Annotated in this window: 20 protein-coding genes; 2 read left to right on the forward strand and 18 right to left on the reverse strand. The window is 73.3% G+C overall.

Annotation, left to right across the window (positions count from 1 at the left end; all coding sequences use genetic code 11):
• Positions 1 to 60 precede the first annotated feature (60 nt).
• The 16 genes from ACWEN6_RS35880 to ACWEN6_RS35955 all read right to left on the reverse strand — a co-directional run bounded on the left by ACWEN6_RS35880 (position 61) and on the right by ACWEN6_RS35955 (position 18,886).
• Entirely contained in the window at positions 61 to 699 is a 639-nt protein-coding gene (locus ACWEN6_RS35880; protein WP_380830237.1) for a response regulator, read from the reverse strand.
• Positions 696 to 1,898 carry a sensor histidine kinase gene (locus tag ACWEN6_RS35885; RefSeq protein WP_452576460.1) on the reverse strand — a complete coding sequence of 401 codons (1,203 nt, stop codon included), beginning with the start codon at positions 1,896 to 1,898 and terminating at the stop codon, positions 696 to 698. The genes ACWEN6_RS35880 and ACWEN6_RS35885 overlap by 4 nt, the downstream gene beginning before the upstream one ends.
• On the reverse strand, positions 1,877 to 2,680 hold the full coding sequence (locus tag ACWEN6_RS35890; protein ID WP_452576461.1) for an ABC transporter permease: 804 nt from the start codon (positions 2,678 to 2,680) through the stop codon (positions 1,877 to 1,879). Before ACWEN6_RS35890 ends, ACWEN6_RS35885 begins: the two co-directional genes overlap by 22 nt.
• Positions 2,677 to 2,907 carry a hypothetical protein gene (locus ACWEN6_RS35895; RefSeq protein WP_452576462.1) on the reverse strand — a complete coding sequence of 77 codons (231 nt, stop codon included), beginning with the start codon at positions 2,905 to 2,907 and terminating at the stop codon, positions 2,677 to 2,679. Before ACWEN6_RS35895 ends, ACWEN6_RS35890 begins: the two co-directional genes overlap by 4 nt.
• Positions 2,904 to 3,821 (reverse strand): ABC transporter ATP-binding protein, encoded by a 918-nt coding sequence (locus ACWEN6_RS35900; RefSeq protein ID WP_354850144.1) that lies wholly within the window; start codon positions 3,819 to 3,821, stop codon positions 2,904 to 2,906. Before ACWEN6_RS35900 ends, ACWEN6_RS35895 begins: the two co-directional genes overlap by 4 nt.
• On the reverse strand, positions 3,818 to 4,138 hold the full coding sequence (locus ACWEN6_RS35905) for a TIGR04351 family putative TOMM peptide (RefSeq protein ID WP_354850141.1): 321 nt from the start codon (positions 4,136 to 4,138) through the stop codon (positions 3,818 to 3,820). The genes ACWEN6_RS35900 and ACWEN6_RS35905 overlap by 4 nt, the downstream gene beginning before the upstream one ends.
• A 105-nt stretch (positions 4,139 to 4,243) precedes the next feature.
• Positions 4,244 to 5,635, reverse strand: coding sequence for a SagB family peptide dehydrogenase (locus ACWEN6_RS35910; protein WP_452576463.1), 1,392 nt, complete (start codon positions 5,633 to 5,635; stop codon positions 4,244 to 4,246).
• Complete coding sequence (locus ACWEN6_RS35915; protein ID WP_452576464.1) at positions 5,632 to 7,884, reverse strand: TOMM precursor leader peptide-binding protein; 2,253 nt, start codon at positions 7,882 to 7,884, stop codon at positions 5,632 to 5,634. Before ACWEN6_RS35915 ends, ACWEN6_RS35910 begins: the two co-directional genes overlap by 4 nt.
• Positions 7,885 to 7,899: 15 nt before the next feature.
• A complete protein-coding gene (lanM, locus tag ACWEN6_RS35920; protein WP_452576465.1) occupies positions 7,900 to 11,070 on the reverse strand; it encodes a type 2 lanthipeptide synthetase LanM in 3,171 nt (1,056 codons plus the stop codon).
• A gap of 1 nt (position 11,071) precedes the next feature.
• Positions 11,072 to 13,936 (reverse strand): ATP-binding cassette domain-containing protein, encoded by a 2,865-nt coding sequence (locus tag ACWEN6_RS35925; RefSeq protein ID WP_452576466.1) that lies wholly within the window; start codon positions 13,934 to 13,936, stop codon positions 11,072 to 11,074.
• Complete coding sequence (locus ACWEN6_RS35930) at positions 13,933 to 16,098, reverse strand: cysteine peptidase family C39 domain-containing protein (protein ID WP_452576467.1); 2,166 nt, start codon at positions 16,096 to 16,098, stop codon at positions 13,933 to 13,935. Before ACWEN6_RS35930 ends, ACWEN6_RS35925 begins: the two co-directional genes overlap by 4 nt.
• A complete protein-coding gene (locus ACWEN6_RS35935; protein WP_452576468.1) occupies positions 16,091 to 16,804 on the reverse strand; it encodes a hypothetical protein in 714 nt (237 codons plus the stop codon). The genes ACWEN6_RS35930 and ACWEN6_RS35935 overlap by 8 nt, the downstream gene beginning before the upstream one ends.
• Positions 16,801 to 17,097, reverse strand: coding sequence for a hypothetical protein (locus ACWEN6_RS35940; RefSeq protein ID WP_354850122.1), 297 nt, complete (start codon positions 17,095 to 17,097; stop codon positions 16,801 to 16,803). The genes ACWEN6_RS35935 and ACWEN6_RS35940 overlap by 4 nt, the downstream gene beginning before the upstream one ends.
• Before the next feature lie 94 nt (positions 17,098 to 17,191).
• On the reverse strand, positions 17,192 to 17,479 hold the full coding sequence (locus ACWEN6_RS35945) for a hypothetical protein (RefSeq protein ID WP_354850120.1): 288 nt from the start codon (positions 17,477 to 17,479) through the stop codon (positions 17,192 to 17,194).
• 149 nt (positions 17,480 to 17,628) lie between these two features.
• A complete protein-coding gene (locus ACWEN6_RS35950; protein WP_452576469.1) occupies positions 17,629 to 18,408 on the reverse strand; it encodes a hypothetical protein in 780 nt (259 codons plus the stop codon).
• Between the two features lie 142 nt (positions 18,409 to 18,550).
• Positions 18,551 to 18,886 (reverse strand): hypothetical protein, encoded by a 336-nt coding sequence (locus tag ACWEN6_RS35955; RefSeq protein WP_354850114.1) that lies wholly within the window; start codon positions 18,884 to 18,886, stop codon positions 18,551 to 18,553.
• A 715-nt stretch (positions 18,887 to 19,601) separates the two neighbouring features.
• On the opposite strand from ACWEN6_RS35955, the gene ACWEN6_RS35960 reads away from it, so the two are divergent.
• Positions 19,602 to 20,426 (forward strand): hypothetical protein, encoded by an 825-nt coding sequence (locus ACWEN6_RS35960; RefSeq protein ID WP_452576484.1) that lies wholly within the window; start codon positions 19,602 to 19,604, stop codon positions 20,424 to 20,426.
• 13 nt (positions 20,427 to 20,439) lie between these two features.
• Here the strand turns inward: ACWEN6_RS35960 and ACWEN6_RS35965 are convergent, their stop codons facing one another.
• The gene (locus tag ACWEN6_RS35965; protein ID WP_452576470.1) at positions 20,440 to 21,432 is read right to left on the reverse strand and encodes a helix-turn-helix transcriptional regulator; all 993 of its coding nucleotides are present in this window, start codon (positions 21,430 to 21,432) and stop codon (positions 20,440 to 20,442) included.
• A gap of 63 nt (positions 21,433 to 21,495) precedes the next feature.
• Here ACWEN6_RS35965 and ACWEN6_RS35970 point away from each other — a divergent pair, with 63 nt between their 5' ends.
• Positions 21,496 to 22,602 carry an epoxide hydrolase family protein gene (locus ACWEN6_RS35970; RefSeq protein WP_452576471.1) on the forward strand — a complete coding sequence of 369 codons (1,107 nt, stop codon included), beginning with the start codon at positions 21,496 to 21,498 and terminating at the stop codon, positions 22,600 to 22,602.
• Positions 22,603 to 22,680: 78 nt separating this feature from the next.
• On the opposite strand, the gene ACWEN6_RS35975 is transcribed toward ACWEN6_RS35970, so the two are convergent.
• Positions 22,681 to 23,268, reverse strand: coding sequence for a Uma2 family endonuclease (locus tag ACWEN6_RS35975; RefSeq protein ID WP_354850105.1), 588 nt, complete (start codon positions 23,266 to 23,268; stop codon positions 22,681 to 22,683).
• Positions 23,269 to 23,295: the final 27 nt, after the last annotated feature.

Genomic DNA, 23,295 nt, shown 5'->3' on the forward strand with positions numbered 1-23,295 from the left:
CCAACTTGTCCGGATGCATCATGATTTCGTACGCATCGTGACGCCTCCCGGGGCCGGGAATCAACCGTCGGCCGTGACCGTCCTGTCCTCCAGCCACCCATTGGCCCGGGCGATGCGCACGGCCTCCTCGTCGCTGCGGGCGCCGGTCTTCAGGCGGGCCGCCGCGAGGTAGTTGCGGATGGTGTGCACCGACAGCCCGAGGGTGCTGCGCAGATCGCTGCCCCGCCCGCCGGCCGCGACTGCCGAAAGCACGGCGCTCTCGCGCGCGGTGAGCGGGTTGGTGTCGATCTCCTGCTCACCGCCGTCAGCGGCGATGTCCAGGTCGATGTAACGTTCACCCCTCGCCACCACGCGGATGGCGTCGGTGAGCCGGTGGGCGGGCGCGTCCTTGACCAGGAAGCCGCGCACGCCGGCGGCCATGGCCCGCTCGAAGTTGCCCGGCGAGCCGACGCTGGTGAGGATCAGCACCGGCGGCGGCTGCTCCAGCTCCTTGATCAGCCCGGCGGCCTCCAGGCCGTCGATTCCCGGGAGCCCGATGTCGAGCAGGGCGACGTCGGGCCTGCTGCCGACCACGGCGGGCACGATCTGGTCGCCCCTGGACACCTCCTCGACCACGCGGATGTCGCGCTCCTCCGAGAGCAGCGCGATCAGCGCTCCTCTGATGAGATCGTGATCCTCCGCGATCAGAACTTTGATCATTTCCGGTCTCCTGTGGCCGAGATCAGTGCGGCCGCCATCGGGCCGCCGGGAACGTCCAGCGACAGCGTGAACCAGCCGTCTTCGATGTGCCGCCCGCTGCTCCCGCCGACCTGCGTGAGCCGCTCGTCGAGACCGGCCAGGCCGCTCCCGCCCACGGTCGCCTCGGCGGCGTCCGCCGCGCTCGCCCCGGAGGCGGACAGACCGCCACCCGCGCGCACGCCGTCGTTGGCCACGGTCACGGTGATGCGGTCGCCGCACGGCTCGACGCCGAGCAGGCAGACCGTGGCATCGCTGTGCCGCAGCAGGTTGGTGGCCGCCTCGCGCACCGCCCAGGCCAGCGCCACGCGGACCTCCGGAGTGAGCGTGGAGGGCAGCTCGGCGAAGTCGCACCTGACGCCCGCGGTCTCCAGCACCCGGCGCACCCCGCTCAGCTCCCTCTCCAGCGACATCTCGCGGTAGCCCTTCACCACCGCGCGCACGTCGTGCAGGGAGCGCCGGGCGATGTCGTGGATCTCGGTCAGCTCGCGGCGCACCCGGGCGATCTCCTCCGGGGGGATCCGGGTGGCCAGTTCGGTCCGCATGGCGACGACCGACAGGTTGTGCCCCAGCACGTCGTGCAGTTCGCGGGCGAACCGCAGGCGCTCCTCGGTGATGGCGAGCTTGGCGGCCTCCTCACGGGTGCGCTGCAGTTCGCCGAGCAGCGTCGCGAAGATGGCCAGGCCGGCGAGCGCCCCGGCCGTGAGCAGGTTCTGCACCGAGCCGAACAGCACCCAGCTCATCGGCTGCGCGGCCGAGAGCAGGACGCCGGCGGCGATCGAGGCGAAGAACCCGGCCGCCGCGCCCCACCCTCGCAGGGTGACGGCGAAGGCCAGCGGGAGCATGAACCCCACGCTCAGCCAGGTGGGGCCCGCGACGAACGGGACGGCCGCCGCGAGCGCGGACATCCCGGCGAGCACCGCGAGGTCCCAGCGGGAGCCCCGGTCGAGCACGGCCCGCACCGACAGCCACAGATAGCAGCCGGTGAGGCCGATGATGAGCAGGACGGCGCCCGCCGCCCGCAGGGCGGGGTAGGCGCCGAGCGCCTCCGCCAGGGGCACGGCGGCGAAGGCCGCCATGCCGACCAGGAACACCCCGGCGGTCACCCGGGCCAGCCGGACCGTCCCCGGCCCGACCCCCCTCAGCCTCTGCGAGGCTCCCACTTGAACCACCTCTTCGCGGCGAGCAGTGACAGGACGAGCCAGGCCGCCATGACCAGCCACCCCGGCCACATCACGGCGAAGCCCTCCAGGACCGAGACCTTGGCGGGCACGCCCGCGCCGGCGTGCCCCACGTAGTCCCGCCCGAGGTAGGCCGTGGTGATCCCCTCGGCGACCCGCCCGAAGGGCAGGAAGGAGGAGACGGTGCGCAGCCAGCCGGGGAAGGCGGAGACCGGGTAGGCGAACCCCGACAGGCCGATGGCGAGCAGCAGGAACGGCAGGCTGACCACGACGGTGGAGCCCTGGGCGGGGATCCTGCCGCTGACCGCGACGGCCATCGCGGCGAACACCGCGAGCCCGAGCAGCACCGTGGCCGCCAGCAGCGCGGGGTTGGCCGGCAGCGCGATGCCGTGCGCCGCCCTGGCCACGCCGATGATCAGCACGAGCTGGAGCAGGCCGATGGACAGCACGGTGAGGATCTCGCCGCCGAACAGGGCCAGGTCGGGCAGTTCGGTGCCGCGCAGCCGCTTGAGGATCAGCAGTTGCCGGCGCATGACGAATGACTCCACCAGCGTCATGAAGCCCAGCGTGGCCATGCCCATGACGATGACGCCGGTCATGACGGCCACCTCGACCGGCGCCCCTCCCCTGGTGCCGCCCGGCAGCAGGGCCGGCATGATCCCGCCGAACACGACGGGGAACAGCAGGGCGACGCCGACCGACACCGGCGTGCGCCAGAACAGCGTCTGGGTGAGCCGGAAGTGCGAGAGCGTGTAGGCGGTCACGTGCCCTCCTCGATGGACCGCGGGCGTGGGAGCGGACGGGCGGTCACGACGGGCCGCGAGCGCGGGAGCATGCGGGCGGTCACGACGGGCCGCGATCGCGGGAGCATGCGGACGGTCACGACGAGCCGCGAGCGCGGGAGCATGCGAACGGTCACGACGAGCCGCGGGCGCGGGAGCATGCGAACGGTCACGACGAGCCGCGGATGCGGGAGTGTGCGGGCGGTCATGTGCGGACCTCCTGCCCGCGCCGGTCGGCGATGTCGAGGAAGACCTCTTCGAGCGTGGCCTGGCGGACGTCCAGGCCGCTCAGCCGCAGGCCCCGCACGTGGGCCCAGCCCAGCACCGCGTGCGCGGCCGACTCGGGGTCGGCGGTCACGATGACGCACCGGCGCCCGTCCACGGTGAGCGCGTCGCCGTCGCCCACCGGCAGCCCTTCGGGGGTGGCGCCATCGGGCAGCTCGAAGGCGACCCGTCCCGAGCCCCGGCCGAGCACCTCGGCCATGGTGCCCTGGGTGACGATCTCGCCCTTGTCCATGATGGCGACCCGCGCGGCCAGCTCCTGAGCCTCCTCCAGGTAGTGCGTGGTGAGCAAGACCGTCATGCCCCGGGCGGCGAGGTCGCGGACCAGGTCGCGCACCTTGCGCCTGGCCTCGGCGTCCAGGCCGGTCGTGGGCTCGTCGAGGAACAGCAACTCGGGGTCGCCGAGGGTGGCCAGGGCGATGTCGAGCTTGCGGCGCTCGCCGCCGGACATGCGCTTGACCCGCGTCCCCGCCTGGCCGGACAGCCCCACCAGCTCCAGCGCCTCGGCCACCGGGCGGGAGCCGGAGGTGAACCTGCGCCAGGCGGCCACCGTCTCGGCCGCCGTCAGGTCGCCGAACAGGCCGGACTCCTGGAGCACCAGGCCGGTGCGCGAGCGCAGGGCCGCGCGGTCGGCGGGGTCGTGGCCGAAGACCCGCGCCGTGCCCGCGGAGGGGCGCAGGTAGCCTTCGAGGATCTCGATCGTGGTGGTCTTGCCGGCGCCGTTGGTGCCGAGGAGGGCGAACACCTCTCCCTGGCCGACCTCGAAGGAGATGCCGTCGACGGCGGTGAAGGAGCCGTAGCTCTTGCGCAGACCGCCGACCTCGATGACCGGCCCGTTCACGTCGTCACCCCCGAGTCGCACAGGTAGCCGCAGGGCAGGCAGCCGTTCCAGCTGGAGATGCTGCTGACGGTGCCGATGGAGCTCGCCGCGTCGCCGGCCGCGGTCTCCAGGTCGGTGATGTCGAACTCGCCGTCGGGTTTGGGGGGCAGCGGCGGTGTCCTGACCCCTTCGGGGTAGACGATGCCGTACTGGTGCAGCACGGCCCTGGGCTCGGTCTCGTAGCGGTCGCGCAGTTCACCGTCGCCCCACGCCGCCGCGATCAGCCGCGCGAACTTCCTGCGGTCCTGATCTCCGAGGATGTAGATGCTCTCCGCCATCAGGCGTTGTCTCCTCTCCGGCCGACTGGGCCTCCCGCCTGCAACGATGCCGACTCGTGCCGGGAACCGGCAGATGCAGACGACATCTGTCGCCCATGACGGACATCACGAACCGGGCGCGGCGTCTGCCGGGGCTCCGCCGATGAGGAAGTCGCCCACCGACGACTCCTTAACCCAGTCGAGGCCGAACGTGCGGGCGGCCAGGTCGGCGTCGCCGCTGCCGAGGCCGCAGGGGGCCATTCCCATCGCGGTGGCCACCAGGTACAGGGTCTGGTAGAGCGCGCCGACGTTCTTCAGCGTGGCGGCGTAGGCGAGCCCGGAGTACTTCCACGACATCCGCTGGAAGCGCGAGGTGACGGTGATGAGCACGTCAGGGGTGGCCATGCCGCCGGTCGCCAGGCGGGCCACGCCGAGCATCGCGCGCGCGTCCGCGTCCCTGGCGGGCAGCGCGGCGAGCCGGTGCCCGAGCGGGTCGTAGTGGTAGACACCGGGGTCCAGGCCCTCGCATCGTGCGACGGTGAGGTACAGCTCCAGTTCGTAGGCGGCGCCGCCGGCCGGGTAGGGCCTGCTGCTGGCCTCGTACGGCATGCCAGGGGCCGGTCCGAAGACGCCCCGCACCCTGGCGGCGCGGTAGAGCAGCTCGCCGAGCTGGCGGACCGTCGGCGGCGCGTCGGCGTACTCGCGCACCGACCGGCGCGACTCCAGCACGGTGGTGAACGGCGGGTCGGCCGCGGCGGCCTCCTCCAGCGAGGGGGTGAACAGCTCCACGGCGGGGCCCGCGGGCGGGCGCTTGACCACCGGCTCGGGCGGCACGTCCCCGACGAAGCGGAAGCTCGCGCCGAACGGCTGGTCGTGCCGCCCCATCCGGCTGCGGGCGTGGAAGAGCAGGTCGTGGAAGTCCCAGGCGCGCAGCGCCGGGTCGCTCTCCTCGGCGTCGCCGGTGACGGCCATGCCGGCGGCGACCAGGTGGCCGATCGCCTCGGGGGCCTGCTTGGCCATGACCGGACGGGCGAGCGCGCCGAGCAGCGGCATGGCCTCCTCGGTGAGCATGACGCGGTGCCGCGACAGCGGGGACTCCAGGACCAGTCCCTCCTCGGTCGCGCGGACCAGCGCGAACCTCGACAGGCGCGCGGTGTCGTCGGGGGCCAGGACCGGCGGCCGGAACTCGGCGTCCCGGGCGACGGGGACGACCCGCAGCAGCGGTTCCACCGCGTGGACCAGGACCGGGCGCAGCCGCGACAGCGTCAGGTAGAGCAGGGCGGCTTCCTGGCTGGTGCCGCCGGCGGCCAGGAGTCGCTCGGCGAGCTCGTCCTCGGCGGCCAGCGTGCCCGGCAGCCCTCGCAGGACCTCCTCGACGGCGGGCGGCAGGCCGCGCAGCTTTGAGGCGCCGAAGGGGTTGGTGATGGTCAGCGTCCCGTCCGCCGAGGTGACCACGGCGTCCTCGCGCAGGCCGACCATGGGGGCCGGTGGGTCCGGCCGCGCCGCAGGAACGGTCACAGGAACATCGTGATGGGGTTCATCTGCTCCTCCGGGGTGGGCTCGGCGAGCCAGCCGAGCTGGACGGGCACGTCGTACAGGCGGCCGGGGGCGAGCCGGCGCCAGAAGTGGCGCAGGCCCGGCACGATGACCTTGACGACCGGCAGGCCGATGTCGGGCCTGGTCTGGTCGAGCACGAGCATCTCCATGCCGCGCTCCTCGACCACGGCGCGGGCGGCGGCGACGTCGTCCAGCAGGTCGGTGGTGGCCGGCCGCGCGTGCGCCGACGCGGGCACCGGCGCGCCGTCGGGCGACAGGTACGGGTGCGCCTCCATGCGGGCGTTCTTCCACCAGTCGAGCTGGTCGCTCGCGTCGAAGCGGTAGCGGGTGGCGCCGTCCGCGCCGACGTCGATGACCGCGGGGATGAACTGGTTCATCTCGGCCAGCGCGCGCTGGACGGCGATGCGCGGGTCGAAGTGGGCGCCGAAGGCCATGAGGATGTCCTCGCTGGGCCCGCCGACACGGCGGCTGATCGCGGCGGCGACCGGGACGCCGAGGTCGGTGGTGAGGTCCAGCACGTGCATCTCGCGGCCGAAACCGGCGTAGACCTCCTGGAACTCCTCCATCCACGGGTCGGCGAAGGTGGCCAGGTCGAAGGCCGGGCGGCGCAGGCGGTTGTACCACCACAGGGCCACCGCGTCCCGTTCGACGAGCTCCATGAAGCCCTGGACGACGGCGTCCTCCCGCGAGGAGCCGGCCGCGTTGCCGTTGGAGTCGGCCCAGGCGTAGATCGGGCCGGTCTGGTGGGAGTCGTTGTAGTAGTAGTACAGGTAGCCGGTGGGCACGTACTTGTGCCGCCGCTCGGTCAGCGACCACACCGGCGTCCACTCGATGGGGGCGTCCTCGTCGAGGGGGTCGCTGACGAAGGAGTAGCTGGAGGTGTGCGCCAGGTCGCGGCGGGTGCGGTACTGCTCCTCGCTGTAGAGCGCGCAGGCGTTGGGGTGCAGGGCGTCGGCGCCCAGCCGCCGGTAGGTCGCCGTGCGCCTGGCCTCGTCGCCCTGGAAGATGCCCGAGTACCGTTCCATCGCCTCGCACATCGCGCTGACCTTGGCCTGCAGGTCGGTCATGCCCTTGCCGGCGCTCTGGCTGCGCAGGCCCTTGCGCAGCGAGCCGAGGTCGCGGATCTGCCGGGCGAAGTTGTGCCCGGCCATGTAGGTCTTGACGAAGGGCGTGCCCGTCTCCACCCGCGCGAGCTCCCTGACGACGCCGGTGACCGGGCTGACCAGGTGGGCGTACCGGTCGGCGGTGTCCTCGGGGTGGCGGGAGCGGTGGCCTCCGTCGGCGGTGAAGGTCTTGGGCCGGGAGCGCAGCTCGACCGGCGACTCGGCCGCGGCGGCCATCATGCCGGCGTCGCCGCACTCGGGGCACTGCGGCCTGCGGCGCAGCTCGTGGCGGGTGGCGCCCAGGTGCATGGTGTCCAGGGTGATCACGTCGCGCTGCTGCGGACTCCTGGCCCCGGCCAGCCACTTCAGCGCCTCGGCCGCGACCAGCCGCGCGCCGGCGCCGCGGGTGAGCGGCAGGTCGGCGGCGGGCAGGGCCAGCGGCCTCTGCCCGCGCAGCCGCTCCTCCAGGTAGGTCAGCGACTGCCGGTGCCCTTCCAGTCGCTGCGTCAGGCACCGCCAGCAGCCGCCTTCCTTGCCCGGCTGGAACACCGGCCCGACCCACAGGACCGGGCCGACGGTGCGGGCCAGCAGCCAGGGACGCCCGTCGGCCAGGTGCCGCCTGTTGATCTCGGCCAGCTCGCCGCGCAGGTAGTCGTCGGTGAGCACGATGGTGAACGCCGCGTCCGCCGGGCCGGTGACCTGCACGCCCTCGGCGGCCAGCAGCGCCCGCAGCTCCTCGTCGGGGGCGTCCCCGACGGCCAGCACCTCGGCGCGCCCGCCCCGCACCCCGGCGACCGCCTCCTCGGCGGTGCGCCCGGTCATCTCCCAGAAGGCGGCCGTGCCCCGTTCCAGGTCCTCGGTGACGTCGACCAGCAGGTCGCGCGCCCGCAGCGTGTGGAGCACGTAGTAGACGTTCTCCGGCGGGACGTCCGGCTCGACCGCGACGAGGATGTCCTGCACGGTGTGCTTGCCGTCGAGCAGGCCCGCCACCGCCTCGATCGACCGGCCGGTCAGGACGTGCGTGTCGCGCTCCGAGATCAGGAATACCCCGTCTCCCTCGATGACCTCCACCCGGTACTGGCGGCGAAATGCTGGTCGGGCGTCCATGGCGTTCCTTTCGGATCAGTGCACGAGGCGGAGGGAGGCGACCTGGTCGTCGGCCAGCCGCAACAGGGTGAGCCCCGCGGCGGCCAGGCCGTTGACGGCCGACAGCGACAGGCGGTCGGCGCGCCGCCGGTCGGCGAACCAGCGGCCCGTGTGGTCGCGGCGGCGCAGCAGCTCGGCGGCCAGGCCACGCGCGGAACGCTCCAGCGCCTCGTCCCCGGTCAGGCGGGCGGTGTGCAGGGCCACCTCGGCGTCCACCACCAGCCGCGCGCAGGACCGTCCCGGATCGGGCGCGCAGTACCGGGCCACCCGCTCGCGCAGCTCGGCCGGAACCTCGCCGGCGAGCAGGTGGGCGGTGGCGACGGCGGCGAGCAGCGAGCCGGGGGTGTCCAGGCCGAAGCGGTGCGCGAGCAGCGCCGCGGCGGCCACGTCCTCCCCCGGCGCGTCGCTGGAGGCGGCCAGCGCCCACACCAGCCCGTCGGCGCCGATGGGCAGCCCTTCCAGGGCGGGCACGTCCGGCGGGTAGGGCGGACGGGAGGCGCCGCCGGAGACGAACTCGGCCAGCAGTTCCTCGCGCAGCCGCGCGGCGAGCGCGTCGGCGGCCGGGACCGGGACGGGCGAGGCCTCGCGCAGCTTGCGCAGGGCCAGCAGGAGCCCCGCCCGGCCGAGCACGGGCTCGGCGGAGGTCGGCCGGGTCAGCTCGGCCTCGGCGAGCGGCACCAGCCCGGCGGCCCGCTCGACCAGCCGGGTGTCGGACAGCGTGGCGCCGCAGCGGCTCAGCGCGTAGATGGCCGAGCCGATGCCGACGAAGGCGCCGACAGGCGCCAGGGTGCCCGACATCCTGCGGTAGACGGCCGAGCGGGTGGACAGCGTCGCGAACTCGGCCGAGGCGTCCAGCGCGTCCTGCGCGGCCGTCCAGTGGCCGGGGGCTCCGGTGTTGGCGTACAGCTCGGCCAGGAAGACGGCCAGGCCCGCGGTGCCGGTGAGCAGGTCGCCGTGCAGGGGTTCGACCTGGTCCAGCCCGTGCGCCGGGTAGGTCACCACGCCGATCCAGCCCGACCGCTCACCGGCCGGCCCGCCCGGGGTCGGGCCGAGCGGGACGGCGGCGGCGAGCACCTGGTCGGCCAACTCGCCGGCGCGGGCGAGCAGCACCTCGGCCTGCGGTTCCTCCCGGCGTCCCGACAGGTCGTAGACGTGCAGGCCGATCTCGCGAACCGTGCGAGGACGCGGCCCGGCGCCGGGGAAGGTGGCGGGGAGTTCCCCGGCGCCGGTGAAATCGAGGCAGGTCGCGAGGACGGCGAGATGCTCGTCCAGCGGGAAGCCCGCCAGGTCGGCCACACGGTCCTGGAGCCGCTGCCAGGCCGTGCCCCCGAAGTGCCCGGGAATCTCCACCCCGTCGGGCGTGAACACCGAGTCGGATCCCGGTTTGGAGACGAACAGCGGGACGTCCATCCGGCGGAAGGCGTCGATCTCCTGCTCGACGATCTCCAGGATGTCCTCGCGCCCGGGGTCGTGCCGCAGCGTCTCCCTGGCGCTGCGGAACAGGTGGGCGAGACAGACCTCCCGGGCGACCCCGTCGATCAGCGCGCCGGGGCTCAGGCTGGTGCCGAGCAGTTCGACGCAGTCCCAGGTGCTGCGCCAGATGTAGCGGACCGGCGCCTCGCGCAGCAGCGCCAGCGGTCCGCGCGGGTCGGCCAGCAGGTCCTGGTTGCGGGCCAGGCACTCCTGCATCTGCCGGTAGCCCTCGGCCACCTCGTCGGCGTAGCGGCTCGGCTGGGCCAGCTCGCCGGCGCCCCAGGTGGGCCGGTACGGCGGCGCCTCCCAGCCGAGTGGGTAGGCCTGGGGGTGCCGGGCGATCTGCTCCTGCAGCCCGGCCATGCACCCGATGTCGTGCGCCTGGACGCCGCCGCCCATCACCCGGGGGAAGCTGATGACCGCGGTCCTGGCCACCGTCTCCTCGACCCTGCCCCACAGCGACTGGATGCGGTCGCCGATGACGGACGGCTTGCTGATGCGGGCCTGCAGGACGTTCTCCAGGTCGATGAAGACCGGCGTGTCCCCCTTGGCGACCAGGTTGTCGGCCCACAGGTCGCGGCACTCCAGGAACTGGGCGAGCCTGGCCAGCATCCCCAGGCGCGTGTAGTAGCGGCGGACGCTGTCCTCGTCGGTCCCCGGCTCGGCGGTGACGTACTCCTCCCAGCCGTAGTCCTCGCGCAGGACGACCTCGCGGGTGTGCAGGGCGAGGGGGAGCCCGTGGTTGTTCAGCAGGGTGCACACGTCCATCAGGCCGACCACCGAGCGCAGGTCCTTGGGCTTGTAGACCACCCGCTCGCCGGAGGCGAAGGTGAGCAGCGTGACGACCCGGCCGTGGTTGTGCGGGTCGCCCGAGTCGCCGGAGTATCCGGTGACCGGGCCGGGGGCGGTCCAGCCCCACAGCGTCCTGCGCAGCTCGGGCAGGTCGGCGCCCAGCCGGTCGAACAGCTCGTGGACCACCCGCCGCCACTGCAGGCAGGTCACGCCCATGACGTAGGCCAGCCCCGGCAGCGTCTCCAGCCGGTCCAGCCAGCCGGCCTGGCTGACGTCCAGGCCGGGGCTCTGCAGCCAGGCGGACACGTCGTTGGCGGTGCCGGCGAGCTGCGCCTCGAAGGCGAACCCGGAGAAGCACACCTGCGTCAGGCGCTCGACGAGCTGCCCGGCGATGTCCTCGCACGCCTCGGGGGTGACGGGCACGCCGCGCACCGTCCCGTCCTCGATGTCGACCAGCCGGTTCACCGCGCGCCTGAAGGACACGAACGGGGAGCCCGGGCGCCCGGTGGCGGGGTCGGCGGCGGCCGTGGGGGGCTGGGCGAGCAGGAAGTCCACCAGGGCGTACCCCCAGTCGGGCAGCCGGCGCGGGTCTGCGAGGCGGACGTCGACGAGTCCGGCGCCGAGGTCGCGGCCCGAGCGCCTGCGGTGGTGCAGCAGCGCCCGCTTGGCGTCGTCGTCGTCGCCCACGGCGGCCTTGAGCCAGCGTTTGGTGCGCTCGGACGCCTGGCGGGGGCCGCGCCCGGCGACCGGGACGAAGAACTCCCCCGACACGCGCTCGGAGAACGGGGCGGCGGCGGCCAGCACGGCGATCAGCCGTTCGTCCCCGCCCGGCACGGCGAGCAGGCCCTCTCCCCGCACGTCGGCATATCCAAGGGCCGTCATCTCAGACCTCCTGTCGGCGGACCATGCGCGCGAAGAGCGGACTTCGGTCCATCAGCTCCTCGAACGGGCCGTCGGCGACGACCCTGCCCTGGTCGAGTACGTAGATCCGATCCGCCGACCTGATGGTGCTCAGCCGGTGCGCGATCACGATGCGGGTGATGTCGAGCTCGGCGATCCTCCGGCTGACCAGCGCCTGGGTGTGGTTGTCCAGCGCGCTGGTCGCCTCGTCGAGGATGAGGATCTTCGGGCGCTTCACCAGCGCCCTGGCGATGAGCAGCCGCTGGAGCTGCCCGCCGGAGAAGGAGGCGTTGTCCTCGCCGACGACGGTGTGCATGCCCATGGGCATGGCGGCGATGTCGCCGTCCAGGTCGGCCAGGCGGGCGGCCCGCCAGGCGTCCTGCTCGGTCGCGCCCGGCACGTCGCCGACGATGTTCTCCATGACCGAGCCCCGCAGCACGCGGGCCTGCTGCATCACCACGCCCACCTGGGAGCGCACCCGGCGCAGGTCCAGGTCGCGCAGGTCGCCGCCGTCGTAGAGGACCTGGCCGGTGCGGGGCGGCTCGAAGCCCAGCAGCAGCCGCACCAGCGTGGACTTGCCGGCGCCGGACGGGCCCGCGACCGCGACGAACTCGCCCGGCCGGAACACCATCGACACCTCGTCCAGGATCCGCATCGCGGTGCCGGGGTAGGCGAAGGAGACTCCGGCGAGCCGGACCAGACCGGTCAGCTCGCCGGGGTCCTTGGCGCCGGGCGGGGTCTCGGCCGGGCGCTCCAGCACCGGGCGCAGCCGCTCGAACCGGGGCAGCAGGGCGAAGGCCGCCTCGACGGCCCGGTTCATCTGGCCGAGGGCGAGCACGAACTGGCCGAGCGCCACGGCGGCGACCACGAAGGACGCGGCGGGCACGCGCAGGGCCAGCCCGGTGACGGCGAGCAGGAGCAGCAGCGCCGGCTGCGCGGAGGCGCCGATGGCCGCAGAGACCGCCCGTTCGCGCTGCGCCGCGGCGGCGGCGCGCTGCTGGGTGGCGAACAGCCGCGACCACAGGCCGAAGACCTGCGCCTCCCGGCCGGCGACGTGGATCTTGTCGATCGCGCCGAGACAGGCGTACAGCAGGGAGTAGACCTTGCCGTACTGCTCGTGCATGACCAGCTCGTGGCGCTGCTGGCGCACGGCGCGGGCGGCCAGCACGCCGAGCAGCACCGCCACCCCGCCGAGCGCGGCCAGGGCCATCCGCCAGTCCACCGCGACGAGCACCAGCAGGCCGAACAGCGAGAACATGCCGCCGAGCAGGGAGTTGACCGCGGCCTCGCCGAGGGACTTTCGCATGTCGGAGACGGCGTTGGCCCGCTGGACCAGCTCGCCGGTGGAGTACTGGTCGAAGAACGGCAGGTCCAGGGAGACCAGGTGGCTCCAGACGGCCGGTTCGAGCCGTTCCTGCAGGCGGCTGTGCACGCGCACGAGCACCGCGTTGCGCACGGCGAGCAGCAGCGCGCCCGCGCAGACCACGCCGACGATCATCACGGCGGTCCAGACCATCGCCGGCCGGTCGGCGGGGTCGGCCGCGGAGTTCAGCAGGGTGAAGGTGAACATGGGGACGCCGAGGGCGAGCAACGCCGCGCCGCCGCCGGTCGCGAGCAGCCAGGCGAGCTCCCTGCCCGCGCCGCGCAGGCCGAACCTGAGCAGGGCCAGGGGCGAGGCGACGCCCTCGCCGAGCGGCGGGTATATCTGCAGGGCGTCGGGGGCGAGGCCGGCGGCCACGGCCTCGGTGACCCGGCGCCGGCCGGTGGCCGGGTCGGCGGCGCGGTAGCCGCCCCGGTGCGGCAGCAGCGCCACCGGCCGCCCGCCGTCCCGGGTGAAGCCGATCATGGGGACGGTGGCGGTGCGCCACCAGCGCCCGTCCAGGCGCACGCGCCGGTGCCTGACCCTGGCGGCGTCCAGCGCCGCGCCGAGCGGGTCGGCGGAGGGTGAGTCGTCCTCCCGCGCGGCCTCGCCCGCGCGGGAGGAAGCGGAAGAGGCGCCGAGCGCGGGCTCGGCGTCGGGGGCGGCGAATCCGCAGTGGTCGCCGAGCGCCTTGACCACCTTGACGGCGTGCTCGGCGCCGGTGCGGGGCCGGTCGGGCGAGGGCGGCGCGCCGGCGGCGACGGCGACGTCGGTGAACGAGCGCCGCAGCGCCTCGCCCGTGGCCGCCGCGCGGGCGGCGCGCCAGTTGTCCCGGTCGGCGTCCTCGGCCTCGGCCAGCAGGAGCGTCCGCGCCAGCGTCTCGCGGTGCAGCGCGCGCAGCTCGCGCTCGCCCGGCGGGTCCTGCGTCCCGCCGTCGCGGCGGTGACGGGACGGCTCGCCGTCCGGGCCGGCGGTCGCGCCCGGGTGGCGCAGCCGGCGCGCCCAGGCCGAGAGCGCGCCGGCCTCCCTGCGGACGCGGCGCACCGCGGTGCCCTCGGCCGGGGAGGCCGTGACGGTGTAGCCGCCGGGCAGGTCGGTGGCGGCGAACCCGTGCATGAGCTGGCCGGTCTCCACCCGCAGGACGCGGTGGCGGCGCCCCTGGCCGTCCAGGGGGGACAGCAGGACGTCGACCGAACCGCTCACCACGCGCCAGCAGGCGTAGGGGTCGATCAGCTCGATCTCGCTGACGGGGTAGCCGCCCGCGCCCTCGGCGAAGGGAAGCGCGGCGTCCCCGGCGGACGGGCGGGCGTTCGCACCGCCGGACGAGTGGCCATCGGCGCCGTCGCCGCCGGACGAGCGGCCGTTCGCACCGTTCGCACCGTTGGCGCCGTTCGCACCGTTCGCGCCGCAGGCGCCGTTCACGCCGTTGCCGCCGTTCGCGCCGTTCGCGCCGTTGACGCCGTTCGGGCCCACAGGGTGTCGGTTCATGCCGCTTCCTCGACGAGCGTGCGGTAGGTGCCGGGCTGGGCGATGAGCTCGGCGTGCGTGCCGCGCTGGACGACCCTGCCCCGGTCGAGCACGAGGATCAGGTCGCTGTCGCGCACCGTGCTGAGCCGGTGCGCGATCACCACGCAGGTGCAGCCCCTGGCCTTGAGGTTGGCGTCCACCAGTGCCTCGGTCTCGGCGTCCAGGGCGCTGGTGGCCTCGTCGAGCACGAGCACCGAGGGGGACAGCGCGAGCGCGCGGGCGATCTCCATGCGCTGCCGCTCGCCGCCCGACAGGTTGCGCCCGCGTTCCTGGACCCACCCGCCCGACAGCCCGCCCCTGCGGTGCACGACGTCGGCCAGGCAGGCGTCGGTGACGGCCCTGCGCAGCCGGTACGGCGGGACCGTCGGGTCCCACAGGGTGAGGTTGTCGGCCACGGTGCCCTCGAACACCTGGAGCTGCTGCTCGACGTAGCCGACCGAGGTGGTCAGCGTCTCGCGGGGCGTGTCCTGCCGTGGCACGCCGTCGAACCTGATCTGCCCCGACCACGGCTGCACCGCTCCGGTGAGCAGGCGCGCGACCGTGGACTTGCCGCTGCCCGTGCGGCCGACGATGGCGATGCGCTGGCCCGGTTCGGCGCGCCATGACAGTCCGTCGATGACGGGGCCGTGCTGGCGGTCGTAGCCGAAGGTGACCCCGTCGAACTCCACCGCGCCGCGCAGGCCGCCCGTCCCTTCGGGCGCGCGAGGCGGCTCGGCGTGCCGCGGGTCGGGCTCGGCGCTGAGGGCGTCGTCGAGCATGCTGGTCTGGGCGGCCACGACCTGCGCCTCGGCGCCGATGCCCACCAGGGAGGACACCGGCACCAGGAAGGCGCCGACCAGCAGTTGGGCGGCGATGACGGTCTCCATCGTGACCTCGCCGCGGGCCGTGAGCACCGCGCCGGTGATGACCATGGCGGCCCCGGCGAGCGAGCCGAGCGCGGCGGGCACCACCATCAGCGCCTGCGTGACCCGCATGAGGTCCTGCGTCGCCGCCATGGTGCGCGCCGACAGGCCCGCCCACTTGGCGAAGAACCAGTTCTCCGCCCCGTCGGCCTTCAGCGACTCGGCCATCGAGACGCCGTTGAAGGCCATGCTGTCGCGGCGGTGCTCGTCGAAGATGAGCCGCTGCTGGTGCGGGGCGCTGCGCCGGCTGACCGCGCGCATCGCCGCCAGGTTGACCGCCGCCAGCAGCGCGGCGACCGCGGCGAAGGCCGGGTGGAAGGCGAACAGGATCGAGGAGTGCACCACCATGGTGAGCAGGGCCGCGATGACCGCGGCGACCCGGTCCGACATCAGCAGTGCCAGCCCCGCGCCGAAGGACGTGCGGGTCACCAGGCCGCCGGTCCCCCGCCGGTGGAAGTGGTCGCCGGGCAGCCGCAGCAGCCGCCACACGTACCGGCCGGACAGGTCGGCGGCCATCGCCAGTTGCACCGCGCCGAGCAGCCGCTGCTGCGCCCACGTCCCCGCCAGGGTGAAGCCGACGCAGCCGAGCAGCCCCAGCAGCACCGGAGCGCTCCAGGCCGTGTCGCCCGCGACCAGGACCCTGCCCAGCAGCAGCCGGGTGAGCAGGGAGGTGACCGCCGCGGGCAGGGCCAGCGTGAAGGCCATGACGGCGATGGCGAGCAGCGCGGCCAGGTAGGGCCGCACCTTCGCCAGCGCCGAGCGGGCCATGGGGAAGCGCGCCCCTCCGGGAGCGAAGCCCTCGCCCGGGCGCGGGACCAGCACGATTCCGCTGAACCTGCGCCGGAACTCTTCCCTGCTCAGCCGGATCCTGCCCACGGCGGGGTCGTTGAGGTAGGCCCACCGCTTGCGCAGGCCCTCCAGCACCACGTAGTGCCGGCGGTCCACGAAGATCATCGAGGGGACGGCGAAGGTCTCCAGCTCGTCGGCCTCCACCCTCCATCCGGCGACGGTGAAGCCGTACTCCTCGGCCGCCGCCTTGATCCCCGCCCCGGTCAGCCCGTCCCTGCCGACCCCGCACCGCTCCCTGATCTCGTGCAGGGGGACGCGCAGGCCGTGGAAGGCGAAGATCATGCTCAGGCAGGCGGGCCCGCAGTCGGCGTCCTCCATCTGGGGACGGCGCTCGGTGCGCACGGGCCGCGGCCGGGCCGTCCGCTCAGCCACGGCGGCCTCCGCCGAACAGGGCGTCCACGGGCCGGACGACGGCGACGGTGATCTCCCCGGCGACCGGGGTCAGTGTGGCGCCCGGCCAGGCGGGACGGCCGAAGTCGACGGTCACCAGGTAGCGCCCCTCGGCCCGCAGGGAGTCGCCGTAGAGCGGGCGCAGCAGCTCGCCGGAGGCGGGGTAGGGCTCGACGGCGCTCACCCTGCCCTGCCACCCGCCGCCGAAGGCGACGGGCTGGCCGGGGGCGAGCGAGCCGACCCTGTCGCGGCCGACCGTCAGCAGCGCCCGCAGGGGCCCGGCGGCCGGGTCGACCGCCGCGACGGTGCCGCCGGCGGCCAGGGCGGCGCCGGGCACGGCCGTGCGCAGCACCCGGCCGCTCGCCGTGCCCGTCACCACGTGCCTGCGTCCCCGCGCGTCGGCGATGACCGCCAGCGGCGTCACGGGCGTCACCTCCTGGCCCGGGCGGACCAGGATCTCGGCCAGGCTGCCGGTGACGGGCGCGGCCACCCCCACGGGGCCGCCCCCCGCCACCAGCACGCCCGTGCCGGCGACCACGTCGCGGACCTGGCCGAACCAGGCCCAGCCGACCGCGCAGGCCGCCACCAGGATGAGCGCGACCGCGGCGAGCCACGCCTTGGTCCGGACCGTGGAGACGAGCTGGTCGATGCGCTCGCCTCCCGGCGCCTCCACCGCGGTCATGGTCATCGCGGATCTCTCCCCGGGGAGTACTGCAGGCAGAAGCACAGGCTGAGCAGGCACGGAGGCGGCGGCGGCGCCTCGGCGCCGTCGAGGATCTCGATGACCAGCTCGGTGCCGGGCTCCGGCGGCAGCGTCGGCGCGACCGAACCCTCGGCCAGCCGGATGTCGAACTCGGCCAGCACGACGAGGGGTTCGCGCTCGTACCGGCGCCGGAGTTCGCCGTCGAGCCACGACTTCGCCGTCAGCTCGCCGAACGCTCTGCGCTGGACCGTGTCCCAGCCCATCGTGTCCACATTCATCACAAGGCCTCCCGCCGCGGTGTATGAGATGCTTTTCCGGCGAGGTGGTGGGCATCTGGACTGCCCACCGCCCCGCCTGGGACTGCTGTGATCGTCAGGCGGTCTGCCCGCCGGAGAAGCAACCGGTCGGGCAGCTCACGGTGCCGATCGTGCCGAGGGCTCCGCCCGCGGACGATTCGAGGCTCTCCAGGTCGATGGCCTGGCCGGGCTGGGCGGGAAGGTCGGGCGGGGGCAGCTCCCGCGGCCATTCGACGCCGGCGCCGGCGAGCGCGGCGCGGGGGTCTCGTTCGAACTCCCGCCTGATCGTCTCGTCGGACCAGGCGCGGGCGACGAACCGGGCGAGCTGGGTGCGCAGTTCGGGGGACAACGGGTCTTGCGGCATGGTGTCACCTCGGTGGTGAGGCTCCGGTGGTCGCGGACGCTCGTCCGCTCTTCCCGGGAGGTCAGGGGGTTGACCCCTACGAGGACCAGACTTGTCATCGGCGACAGAGCACGCCAGAAACAACTAACACCGACGTGTCGTGATGTTCGTCATATCTGGTAGTCCGCCTTTCCCGATGGGAGCCGCTGCTCCCGATGCGCGAACCCGCGCATCTCCGTCTGCGCCTCGCGGGCCATGTCGAGCATGCGGCCCAGCTCCGTCCTGACGGCCGCGGCCTCGCCGTCCACGCCGGACAGGACGGCGCGTCCCTGCTCGGCGATGGCGTCCAGGCGGCTGCCGAGGATGGCTTCCAGCTCGCGGACGGTCCTCGCGCGCTGTGCCGCCACCTCCACCGTGGCGAGCTCGGCCCTGGTCGCGTACAGGACCCGCGCCGTCTCGGCGAAGTGCGTCAGTCCCGCCAGCGGGATGGCCGCCACCGCGACCGACAGCGTCCAGGACAGTCCGCCGGCCAGGACGTCGCCGAGGGCCATCGACTTGAAGGTCTCGGCGACCGCCACCAGCGCGAAGGCCGGAAGCGGGTAGGGCCGGGGAAGCAGTCCCAGCGTCATCGCGGTGAGGAAGACGCTGGAGGCGGCCCACCACTCGCCGAGGAAGGGCAGCGGAAGGTAGACCAGCAGCGCCATCACCCCGACCGCCCAGCGGTGCCAGGGACCGCGCGGGCCGGTGCAGCCGGCCGCGATGTAGAGGGCGACGACCACCGCCGCCAGTACGGCACCGGGGATCCGCGCGGGCCGCGCGTCCTCGATGTAGTGCACGAACGTGGGTGTCATCAGGTAGAGGGCGAACGCCACGATCGCCGCGCGGCCGATCCGCACCTCCAGCGGCGCGCGAGCGACCGCTTTGGGCCCTACAACCCCTGTCTGGGTCACAAACGGATCATGGCAACCCATTCGGGGGAAGGCAACGCATCACGGAACCCGCTTTCCGGAGGCACCCGGCGGCGGCGGGCCGCCGGGTGCCACGACGGAGGTCCCGGGTGCGCCCTCGGGAGGGACGGCGCCCCAAGACGGGTCAGGCTTTCGCTTCCATGCCGCAGCCGTAGGTGGAGGCGGTGCCGAGGCAACCGCCGATGCTGCTGATCGAGCTCACCGATCCGAAGCAGCCGTCGGCCGGGGCCTCGGTGCCGGCCGCGACCTCCAGCTCCTCGATGCTGAACTCGCCGGCGGGCTTGGGCGGCAGCGGCGGGGTGGCCACGCCCTCGGGGTAGGCGATGCCGTACTCGGCCAGCATCAGCCGGGGCTCGCGGCCGTAGCGGGTCTTGACCTCGCCCTCCGACCAGGCGGCGGCGACGAGCCTGGCGAACTTCTTGCGGTCGTCGTCACCGAGAATGTAAAGGCTTTCGGCCATCGGGCCACTTCCTTCCGCCCGGCTCGGCGGCCGGGATCCGACGGGAGCGGCAGCGGGCATCTGGACTGCTCGCTGCCTCTTTGCGCAGGTCCAGACTCGCCCCGCACGCCCGTCGCCGGTAGAAACAACTAACACCAACCGCTTGTGATAACTGTCATGTGACACCTTGCCGCGCCCCTTCCTCGCGGACGGGACGTCGCCGTTCCGCCCGGCACCGGAAAGCAGCGGGTCTCCTTCTCTTCTCTGATATGCCGATTACAGAAATCGGCCGCGAGGGAAACCAGAAGCCTATTCGGATCTCCCTTTATCCCCCGTTGGCCGGCGGCCCGGGGAACGGGCCGTCACGGTGATCGGCGGACGTGACGCGGAACAATCATCCCGCCGGTGACGCCGTATCACAGCCGACCCTCTCCGGCGTGAAATGGCGATGCCGGCCGAGCGGCGCGGCCGTCCCGGCGCGGCCCTGCCCCTGGTAATCGGCCCTGCCCGATCGCCCAGGCCCGGCGCCGGGCCGCAATGCGCGTCGATCAACCGCGCCATATGCCGAGGGCGTCAGAAAGCGGACACATTTCTTGTCAAATCCATCCCGCGGACAGACAGTTGGGATCCCACCCCATCCACGGACTCCTGGAGCCGAGCCATGCGCGTATCCGCCAGAGGAAATCGAGGACGCCCGATATCGGCCGTCCGGCGCGTGCTGTGCCTAGTCGTGGGAATGGTCGCCGCGGCGTCCCTCATCGCGCCGTCCGCCACCGCGCTCGCGCTGCCCACCCCGAAGGCCTTCACGTCCTACCTCGACCTGGAGTGCTTCAAGACCAGCACCTACCAGCCGCCCACCACCACGCTGACGCTGAAGCACCTCAACCCGGTGCTCCAGGACCTGCCGACCGAACAGGTCACCCTCGGCGCGCGCGAGAAGCTGTGCGTCCCGGTCGCCAAGAACCAGGTGATCCCGCCGTCCGGCGTCCTGGACTTCATCCGGTACGTGGACCTGTCGTGCTACCGGATCACCGGGGCCACGGTGAACAGGTCGCTGGTCCTCAGCCACCTCAACCCGGTGCTCCAGGACCTGCCGCGCGAGCAGGTCGTCATCACCGCCCCGCAGCACCTGTGCGTCCCGGTCGCCAAGAACGGCCTGGTCCCGCCCTCCGAGGTGCTGTCGCTGGTCTCGCACATCGACCTGAAGTGCTACGGGCTCACCCCGAACACCCTGATGAACCGCAAGCTGGCCCTCACCCAGCTCAACCCGGTGCTGACCGGCCAGATCCCCACCGCGTCGGTGCAGGTCACCTACGGCCGCCAGCTCTGCGTGCCGGTGCTCAAGGCCGGAGACAGCGTGCCGACGGCGATGGCGAACATCCTGCGATGGATCGACCTGGAGAACTTCGACGTCATCGCCCCCGCCATCAACCCGGTCACCCTGAGCCTGAAGCACCTCAACCCGGTGCTGGCCGGCCTGCCGGCCGAGACGGCGGTCCTGTACGGAGCCGCGCAGCTCGGCGTCCCGGTGGCCAAGAACGGCCAGTTCCCCCCGGGCTGACCGGCCACGAGGCTCATCCCACTCCCGCCGACCCGGCCGGCTCCCCCGGCCGGGTCGCGCGGGCGTAGCGGTCGGCGAGCACGCGCAGGCGCTCGACCAGCTCCGGGGGCTCGGTGACCTGGAAGTCCAGGTCCAGCATGCCGAGGTGGACGGCCAGGGTGGTCAGGCCGTCCGCCCCGGTGTGCAGCACGCACGTACGCTCGTCCACCGCCTCCACCACGCCGACGGCGGGGTTGACGCGCTCGGCCACGACCTCGGCCGGGGCGTGCACCAGGACGCGGGCCCGGTGCCGCCACGCCGCCGCCGACACCCCGCGCGCGACATGGGCGGCGGCCCCGCCCTCGGGCGGGTCCCGGGGCGGGAAGCGCGGGCCGGTGGGCGTGCGCGGCTCGACGCGGTCGGCGCGGAAGGTCCGCCAGTCCTGGCGCTCGACGTCCCAGGCGACCAGGTACCAGCGGCGGCCCCACGACACCAGCCGGTGCGGCTCGACGGTGCGCACGGCGGCCGACCCGTCGTGCGCGCGGTAGTCGAACCGCAGGCGCTCCCGGTCGCGGCAGGCCGCGGCGAGCGCGGTGAGCACGCCGGGGTCGACCGCGGGCCCCGGCCGGTCCGGGGGCACGGCCTCGATGGACGCCTGCAGGGCGCCGACCCGATGACGCAACCGGGACGGCAGCACCTGCTCCAGCTTGGCGAGCGCGCGCACCGAGGTCTCCTCGATGCCGGCCACGGCGCCACGGGCGGCCGTCCTCAGCCCGACCGCCACGGCCACCGCCTCCTCGTCGTCCAGCAGGAGCGGCGGCATGGCCGCGCCCGCGCCCAGCCGGTAGCCGCCGTCGGTGCCGCGGGTCGCGTTCACCGGGTAGCCCAGCTCGCGCAGCCGGTCGACGTCGCGGCGGACGGTGCGCTCGCTCACCCCGAGCCGCTCGGCCAGGGACGCGCCGGGCCAGTCGCGCCGGGACTGCAGCAAGGACAGCAGGCGCAGCAGCCGCGCCGAGGTCTCCAACATGGTTCCCAGCCTGCCGTACCTTCAGGACAGGACCTGACCGGAAGGCCGTCTAGTGTCCTTCTCATGAACCAGAACGCAGAGATCAGGGCCTTCCGCATCGACGTCCCCCAGGCCCAACTGGACGACCTGCACGACCGGCTCGGCCGTACGCTGTGGCCCGACGAGATCCCCGGGACGGGCTGGGACTACGGCGTGCCGGTGGAGTACGTCAGGGGGCTCGCCGAGTACTGGCGCGACGGGTACGACTGGCGCACGCAGGAGGCCGCGATCAACCGGTACCCGCAGTTCCTCACCGAGATCGACGGGCAGGACATCCACTTCCTGCACGTCCGCTCACCGCACCCGGACGCCCTGCCGCTGATCCTCACCCACGGCTGGCCGGGCTCGATCGTGGAGTACCTGAAGATCATCGACCTGCTCACCCACCCGGAGGACCCGGCGCAGGCGTTCCACGTGGTGATCCCCTCGCTGCCCGGCTTCGGCTTCTCCGGACCGACCAGGGAACGCGGCTGGAACCGGTACCGCACGGCCAGCGCGTGGGCCGAGCTGATGCGGCGGCTCGGCTACGACCGCTACGGCGCGGCCGGCAACGACGGCGGCTCGTTCGTCGCCCCCGAGCTGGGACGCCTCGCGCCCGAGCACGTGACCGGGGTGCACGTCACGCAGATCTTCTCCTTCCCGTCGGGCGACCCGGCCGAGTTCGAGAAGATCACCCCCGAGGACAAGAAGGCGCTGGAGGTGCTCCAGTGGTTCTACGACAACAAGATGGCCTTCAACGTCCTGCACTCCCAGCAGCCGCAGACGCTGTCGTACGGGATCTTCGACTCGCCGGTGGGGCTGCTGGGCTGGAACTCCCAGCTCTTGGGCGACCTGGACGCCGACTTCGTCCTCACCAACACGATGCTCTACTGGGTCACCGGCACCGCGACCTCGGCCACCCGGTTCTACTACGAGGACGCCCGCGCCGAGCACCCCAAGGAGCCCACCACCGTCCCCCTGGGCCTGGCGATGTTCGAGGGTGACTTCGTCTCCATGCGTACCTTCGCCGAACGCGACCACGCCAACATCGTCCACTGGAAGTCCTACGACCGCGGCGGCCACTACGCCGCCCACATCGTCCCCGACATCCTCGCCGCCGACCTGCGCACCTTCTTCACCCCCCTCCGCTGACCCCGGCGTTCCGCTGCCGACGGCCGCCACATCGCCTCTGTTCAGCCATGCGGGAGGCGGCCGGGCGATCTGCGAGATTCAGATCAGCAGCACCGCCGTGTCGAGGTCGAGGCTCCATGGCTCCGGGAGCTCCAGCGTGTCCCCGAGTGCCACGGCCACCTCGTGGGTGTAGCCGTTCCCGCCGGGGTGACTCAGAAGCCGTGCGGTGCCGCGGAAGGTGTCGATGACCAGGTAGAGGGGCACCCCGGCCAACGCACAGTTCCAGGGTTTGACGTCGTGGTCGTCTTTCTGGCTGCTCGGCGAGACGACCTCGACGACCAGGAGCGTCTCCTCACCATAGACGTTCTCCGCGTCCCACATGCGAGGCTTGGAGGGGACCACGGTGACGTCCGGGCGATAGCGATCTATCTGGGCGCCGAGAAAGACCTTGATGTCGTTACAGATGATCCAGTCGCGGTCGGCCACGACCGACATGATCTGCATGAGAAGCCGGAAGATCACCTGGTTGTGATCGAAAGTAGGCATCTCGCCGATCACGATCCTGCCGTCGATGATCTCAACGCGGCGCTCCTCGCAGATCTCGCATACCTTCCGGTAGCGCGACTCGAGATCGTGTCGTCTCGTCTCCTGCGGTGTCGCCCTCGGCGCAGCCAGCACGGTTCCCATCTCTCCATCATCCCCTCCCAGCCGGTG

This window comes from Sphaerisporangium sp. NPDC004334 (assembly GCF_053602655.1).

Bases quoted from the DNA above. Each gene is read 5' to 3' on its own strand.
- ACWEN6_RS35940 (WP_354850122.1), bottom strand. From the start codon at position 17,097: ATGAATGTGGACACGATGGGCTGGGACACGGTCCAGCGCAGAGCGTTC.
- ACWEN6_RS35970 (WP_452576471.1), top strand. From the start codon at position 21,496: ATGAACCAGAACGCAGAGATCAGGGCCTTCCGCATCGACGTCCCCCAG.
- ACWEN6_RS35915 (WP_452576464.1), bottom strand. From the start codon at position 7,884: ATGGACGCCCGACCAGCATTTCGCCGCCAGTACCGGGTGGAGGTCATC.
- ACWEN6_RS35905 (WP_354850141.1), bottom strand. From the start codon at position 4,138: ATGGCGGAGAGCATCTACATCCTCGGAGATCAGGACCGCAGGAAGTTC.
- ACWEN6_RS35945 (WP_354850120.1), bottom strand. From the start codon at position 17,479: ATGCCGCAAGACCCGTTGTCCCCCGAACTGCGCACCCAGCTCGCCCGG.
- ACWEN6_RS35965 (WP_452576470.1), bottom strand. From the start codon at position 21,432: ATGTTGGAGACCTCGGCGCGGCTGCTGCGCCTGCTGTCCTTGCTGCAG.
- ACWEN6_RS35960 (WP_452576484.1), top strand. From the start codon at position 19,602: ATGGTCGCCGCGGCGTCCCTCATCGCGCCGTCCGCCACCGCGCTCGCG.
- ACWEN6_RS35895 (WP_452576462.1), bottom strand. From the start codon at position 2,907: ATGACCGCCCGCACACTCCCGCATCCGCGGCTCGTCGTGACCGTTCGC.
- ACWEN6_RS35955 (WP_354850114.1), bottom strand. From the start codon at position 18,886: ATGGCCGAAAGCCTTTACATTCTCGGTGACGACGACCGCAAGAAGTTC.
- ACWEN6_RS35935 (WP_452576468.1), bottom strand. From the start codon at position 16,804: ATGACCATGACCGCGGTGGAGGCGCCGGGAGGCGAGCGCATCGACCAG.
- ACWEN6_RS35925 (WP_452576466.1), bottom strand. From the start codon at position 13,936: ATGAACCGACACCCTGTGGGCCCGAACGGCGTCAACGGCGCGAACGGC.
- lanM (WP_452576465.1), bottom strand. From the start codon at position 11,070: ATGACGGCCCTTGGATATGCCGACGTGCGGGGAGAGGGCCTGCTCGCC.
- ACWEN6_RS35975 (WP_354850105.1), bottom strand. From the start codon at position 23,268: ATGGGAACCGTGCTGGCTGCGCCGAGGGCGACACCGCAGGAGACGAGA.
- ACWEN6_RS35880 (WP_380830237.1), bottom strand. From the start codon at position 699: ATGATCAAAGTTCTGATCGCGGAGGATCACGATCTCATCAGAGGAGCG.